The sequence below is a fragment of the bacterium genome (assembly GCA_035454885.1).
Taxonomy (GTDB): Bacteria; UBA10199; UBA10199; order JACPAL01.
This window is the reverse complement of sequence record DATIGE010000077.1, coordinates 46,990-53,568: the sequence shown is the minus strand read 5'-3', so window position 1 is coordinate 53,568 and position 6,579 is coordinate 46,990. Positions and strand designations below refer to the sequence as shown.

3 protein-coding genes are annotated in these 6,579 nt (G+C 60.7%); 2 read left to right on the top strand and 1 reads right to left on the bottom strand.

The window, feature by feature from the left end; genetic code table 11:
- Positions 1 to 3,585: chromosome segregation protein SMC (smc, locus tag VLJ37_12805; GenBank protein ID HSA60552.1), on the top strand; the 3,585-nt coding region annotated here is incomplete at its 5' end.
- Positions 3,586 to 3,589: 4 nt separating this feature from the next.
- On the opposite strand, the gene VLJ37_12800 is transcribed toward smc, so the two are convergent.
- The gene (locus tag VLJ37_12800; GenBank protein HSA60551.1) at positions 3,590 to 4,753 is read right to left on the bottom strand and encodes an ATP-binding protein; all 1,164 of its coding nucleotides are present in this window, start codon (positions 4,751 to 4,753) and stop codon (positions 3,590 to 3,592) included.
- A 160-nt stretch (positions 4,754 to 4,913) separates the two neighbouring features.
- On the opposite strand from VLJ37_12800, the gene VLJ37_12795 reads away from it, so the two are divergent.
- Positions 4,914 to 6,569, top strand: coding sequence for a Na/Pi cotransporter family protein (locus VLJ37_12795; protein HSA60550.1), 1,656 nt, complete (start codon positions 4,914 to 4,916; stop codon positions 6,567 to 6,569).
- The last annotated feature ends 10 nt before the right edge of the window (positions 6,570 to 6,579 follow it).

Genomic DNA, 6,579 nt, shown 5'->3' with positions numbered 1-6,579 from the left:
AAAAGGCTCGAACTGGTCGGCTTCAAGTCCTTCGTCGACCCCACCGTCATCGACTTCGACGCCCCCGTCATCGGCATCGTCGGCCCCAACGGCTGCGGCAAGTCCAACGTCGTCGACGCCATCCGCTGGGTCATGGGCGAGATGAGCGCCAAGAGCCTTCGCGGCAAGTCCATGGAGGACGTGATCTTCAACGGCTCCGACAAGAAGCCGCCGCTCGGCATGGCGGAGGTCTCCCTCACCTTCTCGACGGAAGACGGCATCGCGCCCGCCGACTATGCGGGCTTTTCGGAGATCACCGTCACCCGCCGCCTCTACCGATCCGGCGAGAGCGACTACCTCATTAACAAGGTCCCGGGGCGGCTCCGGGACGTCATCGAGCTTTTCCTGGGAACCGGCGTCGGTCACAAGGCCTACTCGATCATCGAACAGGGCAAGATCGATTTCGTCATCAACGCCAAGCCCGAGGAACGCCGTCTCCTGCTGGAAGAGGCCGCCGGCATCTCCAAGTTCAAGGCCCGCAAGGAGGCCGCTCTCCGCAAGATGGAGGCGACCGGTTTGAACCTCGCGCGCTTGAAGGACATCCTCCATGAGGTTTCGCGGCAGATCAATTCCCTCGACCGCCAAGTGAAAAAGGCGGAACGGTACAAGGTGCTGAAGAACGAACTTCGGGAGATCGAGATCCGGCTCTCGGCCTTGGGCCACGCCGAACTCAACCGTGAAATTTCCGAACTTCGCGGCCTCTTGGACGATTGGACGGTCCGCGAGACCGCATCCACGGGCGAACTCTCCATCCTGGAGACCGACTTGGAGCGCGGGCGCATCGAGCTCGCGGAAAAGGATCAGGAGTTTAACCGCCTTCAAGAGCGCGGGTTCGAGGTCACCAGCCGCCTCCGGCTTTTGGAAGCGGAGTCGGGTTTCAAGAATAAGGAAATCGAATCCCTGGACGCTCTCAAAGACCAGGCGCACCGCGAAATCGTCGAACTCAAGGGCCGGCAGGAAACCTTGGCCCGGGAGAAAGAAGAACAACAGACCAAACAAACGAATCTCGAGCTCAATTTCGGCGGATCGGCCGGCACGCTCGAGGCGGCCGAAAATGACTGGAAGGCCGCCGAAGGCGCACGGGAAGAGCTTTCGCACGCGATCAACCGGCTGAAGGAGGAGCGCCATCAAGCCGCGTCCGAGATCCATCGTCTGGAGGCGGAGCGCCGTCTTTATGAAGAGCGCCAGGTGTCGCTCAAGGGCCAATTCGCCAAGTTCGAAGTGGAACTGACGGAGGAGGACAGGCTTCGCGGGGAACAAAACGCTGAACTTCAGGAAAAATCCCGTCTCCTGCAGGAAATCACGCGGCTCTGCGCCTCGCTCCGCGGCGAGATCGAAACCGTCCGGGTCGAGCTCGCCGACAAACAGGCCCGTCGGGACGTCCTCTCCCAAGAACTCAAGGTCCGGCAGGAGGAACTGGTCAACAAGCGTTCGCGGCTCAAGTCCCTCCTGGACTTGGAGCGGAATTTCGAGGGCTACGAGGAGGGCGTCCGCGCGATCCTGCAGAAGAAGAAAGACAACCGGGAGATCGGCGGCGTTTTCGGCGTCGTGGCCGACTTCATCGAGACCTCGCCCCGCTACGAAACGGCGGTCAGCGCCGCCCTGGGCGAAAAACTCCAGTACGTCATCGTGCAAGGCCACGAAGAAGGGGTCGAGGCCATCAATTACCTCAAGGCCCAAAGCACGGGACGCTCCAGCTTCATCCCCATCGAGGTCCGGGACCATGCCTCCGAAGCGTTCCCCTATCATCAGGGAGGCGTCATCGGACCGCTCATGAACCATGTCAAGATCCGGGAGGATTATCGAAAGATCGGACAGTTCCTCTTGGGCGACGTCGTCCTGGTCGAGACGTTGGGAGACGCCCTCACCCTTTGGCGCGGGAACGGCCACAAGAAGACCCTGGTCACCCTGGACGGCGAGGTCGTGGACCCCTCCGGCGTCGTCAGCGGAGGGACGTCGGAGTCCGGAGGAGGTATCCGCGGCAAGCTCTTGTTGGAGAAGAAGCGCGAGATCAAGGAGCTCAGGGCCCTCTGCGCCGAGATGGAGGAGGAGATCGGTCTCAAGGAGGATACCCTCTCGCAGCTCGAGGGGAGCCTCTCCGAACTGGGGATGAATCAGGAAACGCTGGTGCGGCGCGCGCATGAAGAGGAAATGAAACACATGTCCCTGGGGCAAGAGGTCCAGCATCTTGAAGAGGAATACCGGCGCGTCGACGAGGCCCACGCGAAAATCGCGCGGGAGCGGGAGGAAATCGCCGCCGACCTCGAAAAAGCGGACGCCTCACTGGAGGCCGGCGACATGCGGCGCGGCGAGCTGATCAAATCCTTGGAGGAAAAAGACGGGTCCCTGGTCCGGTTGGAGACGGAATTCAACGAACAACAGCACCGGGTCCGTCTGGCCCACGAGCGGCTGACCTCCCTCCGGGTCGAGGCCGCGGCCCTCTCCGAGCGGCGGTCGATGGCCGAGCGCGAGTCCGAGCGTCTGTTGAGGATCGAAAGCGACCTGCGGCAGCAGATCGAGCAAAAGATGTCGTTCATCACCGAGGCCCATCGGAAGATCGCCGGGATCCGTTCGGCCCTGCAAACCTCCGCGGACGAGATCCGGTCCCTGAAGACGGCGGCGGACGAACTCACCGTCTCCCAGGAAGACGCGCGCCGCGCCTTCGAAACGCTGGCCTCGGGGCTCAAGGACAAAGAGGCCCGGGTGAGGGACCTGCGCAAGGAGAACGATCTCGCCAAGAGCCACACGGGCGATCTTCGCGTCACCCTCTCCAGGGCGGAGACCGAGATCTCCCACCTGGAGCAACGCATTCTGGAAAAATACTCCGTCAACCTCGCCGAAGTGCCGGCGGACGTTGCCCCCGACTTCAACCAGGAGGAGGAAGAAGCGCGGCTGAACGAGCTCAAGTCCAAGCTGGAGGGCATGGGAGACGTCAATCTCGGCGCCATCCCCGAGTACGAGGAACTGAAAGTCCGCCAGGATTTCTTGTCGAAACAGATCCAAGACCTCGAGGACTCGATCGAGGCGCTCAAGAAGGCCATCCACCGGATCAACCAGACGACCAAGCTCCGCTTCGAGGCCACCTTCGAGATGGTCAACGAGCGGTTCAAGACCCTCTTCCCCCGCCTCTTCAGCGGCGGACGGGCCGAGATGCGCTTGCAAGAGGGCGAAGACGGGCAGGGCCTCTTGAACGCCGGCGTCGAGCTCCTGGTCCAGCCTCCGGGCAAGAAGCTCTCCCACATCGGGCTCCTCTCCGGCGGCGAAAAGGCCCTCTCGGCCGTCGCCTTCGTCTTCTCGATCTTCCTGGTCAAGCCTTCTCCCTTCTGCATCCTGGACGAGGTCGACGCGCCGCTCGACGACCTGAACACCCAGCGTTTCCACAACCTCCTCCAGGAGATGACGCCGCGCACGCAGTTCATCCTGATCACCCACAACCGCCGCACGATGGAGAAGGCCGACCTCCTCTACGGCGTCACGATGCAGGAGCCCGGCTGTTCCCAGCTGGTATCCGTCCGGATGAACGAGGCGATGAAGTTGGCAAGTTAAGGTTTCAAGGAAAGAGAGGCAGCCAGCGGTCCGCGCTCACGATCCAATGAGGCCCCTTCTTTTTGAGCACACCTCCGGTCTTGAGAACTTGGATGCCGGGGACTCCGAAACGGTTGGCATAAGACTCGAGCGATTCGGAGAGTTGGGTCTCGGAGAGTTTCGCCTCGACCAGGAGCCAAGGGGCTCGATCTTTCGTCACGCAAAAATCCACTTCCCTTCGGTCGCGATCCCTCACGAACCATAGCCCAAAATCGCCCATCCCGAGGTCTCGCCAGAGATGAACGGCCTTCCAAAGATGGGAGGCGATGAAATTCTCAAAGCGGGCACCTTCGTCTTTGATCTGCGACCAATCCCAGAGATAAAGCTTTCTCTCCTTGTGAATCGACCGCGCGATCTTCTGCGTCCAAGGGCTGAGACTGAAGGTGATATAAAGCCTCTCGAACGTCTCCAGCCATGACCGAACGGTGTTATAGGCGACCTGCAGTTCTTCTCGAAGGCTGTTGACGCTCAAGACGGAACCCACGCGGCCCGGCAGCAAGAGCATCAGGTGCTCGACCAAGCTTAACAGCGTCACCTGCGTCAGGTCGCGGATATCCTCCCGCACGAGGATTTCCGTTCTTTGAATCGACCAGCGGCTATGCACCTCCTCCGATCCGCTCAGGAAGGGTTCGGGAAAACCTCCCAATCGAAGAAGCTGATCCATCAAGTCCGGCAATTCCGGAGCGGGAGCCCCTTGCTCCACTTTCAACACATCGTCGGGCTTCCCGATGACTTCCGGTCGTCTCACCTCCCCCATGGTGAAGGGATGGAGATGAAAGAGAAAATACCGGCCCAGCAGACTGTCCCCGCCTCGGCGGTAGACATCCAGTCGGGCGCTGCCCGTTACGAGAACCTTCAAGGTCTGGTGGTACTTGTCGTAAATTCCTTTAAGGAAATTCTTCCAGCGGTCGTACTTGTGAAGCTCATCCAGGACGACCCAACGATCCTGAAGGAACTCTTTGGTCAGTATTTTCTGACGGTCTTCGGCAAGGTCCCAATTGTAATACCGCCCTCCCAAATGCTCCATGACCGACATGGCCAAATGAGTCTTACCCACCTGACGAGGGCCTGCCAGGAAGACAAACTTCTTTTGCCAGTCCCTCTCAAGGGGAGCTGCGAGATTTCTCACGTTTCAGATCCTCCAAAAATCTAAGCCTTGAATCGCACTTTAGTGTGGGTCTTATATACCACTGAAAAGTTGGCATGCCAATTATTTATTGGCATAACAAGAAAGCCCTCCCCGGGAAACCTTCCGCCATCGCTTCGATTATGTTACGCTTACCTAAGTGATGGATTCCTCCTTCTCCGGCCTCGCCTTCCTCGGCGCGTTGGCGATCTTCATGTACGGCATCCGCCTCTCGCGCGTGGGCGTGCAGCTCATCGCGGGGGACCGCCTCCGGCCCCTGGTGGCCTCGCTGACCGAAAACCGGTTCTCCGCCCTGGTCATCGGCATCCTGACGACCTTGATCCTCCAGAGCTCCACGGCGACCACGGTGATGCTCGTGAGCTTCGCCGCCACGGGCGTCATTTCCCTCGTCCAGGCGATGGGGGTGATCTTGGGCGCCGACATCGGCACGACGTTCGTCGTCCTGCTCTTCTCCGTCCGGCACATCGCGGACTATGCCTTGCTCCTGCTGGTCGCGGGCGTGATCCTGGACATCGCCTCGCGCCGGAAAAAAAGCCGCTACCTCAGCATGATTATCCTGGGATTCGGCTTCGTCTTCTTCGGCATGAAGCTCATGATCCAGACTACGGCCCCGCTGCAACAAAACCACCTCCTGACGGAGATCTTCGAGGCCCTGGGTTCGAGTCCCGTCTACGCGTTCTTCGCCGCCGCCGCCTTCACGGCCCTGGTCCAGAACAGCGCAACGACCCTCGGCGTCGCGATCGCGCTGGCCTTCTCCGGACTCTTGAGCCTCCCGGAGACGCTCCCGATCGTCTTGGGGGCGAACGTCGGCACGTGCGCCGGCTCGATCTTGAACTCCATCGGCGGCGGCCCCGCCGCCCGGCGGGTCGCGGCCGCCCATCTCCTCTTCAAGGCGACCGGGGCCGCCGTCGCGCTCGCCTTCCTCCCTCAATTCAGGGATCTGGTCGTGGCGATCGCGTCGCGCATGCCGTCGTTTCAAGGCAATCCCGCCGCCCAGACCGCCTTGAGCCACCTGACGTTCAACCTCTCCCTCTCGATCCTCTTTCTGCCCTTTCTCACGCCGGGGGCCTGGTTCGTCCGTAAGCTCATCCCCGAGCCCTACCAGAGCGAGCACAAGCCTTTCGGTCCGAAATATCTGGACTCGAAGTCCTTGGAGACCCCCCCGCTCGCCTTCGCCAGCACGCGCCGCGAGATCCTGCGCATGGCGGAAATCGCCTCCGAAATGTTCGCCCGCACCCTGACCGTCTTTGCCGACAACGATCGCGAGCTCATGAATTACATCGAGGAGGAGGACGACAAGGTCGACGTCCTCGACCGGTCGATCAAGATGTACCTCGCGCACATCTCGCAGGAGACCTTGACCTCCGACCAGGCGCGCATCCAGCTCAACTTGGTGGCCATGGCGAGCGACATGGAGGAGATCTGCGACATCATCAACAAGAACGTCCTGGAATTGGCCGAGAAGAAGATTCAAAAGGACCTCCAATTCTCGGCCGAGGGATGGAAGGAGATCCAGGATTTCCACGCGAAGGTCTTGGAAAACTTCCACCTGGCCCTCGCCTACCTCGCCGCCGAGGACGAGATCATCGCCCGCAAGATGGCCCGGCACGAAAGGCACCTGGCCGTCATGGAGGACAAATACCGCGAGGCGCATCTCTTAAGGCTGCACAAGGGATTGAAGGAGGCGATCGAGACAAGCTCGATTCACCTGGACCTGCTGGCGAATTTCCGGCGCATCAACTCCAAGCTCACAGCCATCGTGAAAGCTGCCCTTCCCAAGAGGGAGAACTCAAGCTAGGAACCTCTGC

Excerpts from the sequence above, each read along its gene's own strand:
- VLJ37_12795 (HSA60550.1), top strand. The coding sequence starts at position 4,914 with ATGGATTCCTCCTTCTCCGGCCTCGCCTTCCTCGGCGCGTTGGCGATC.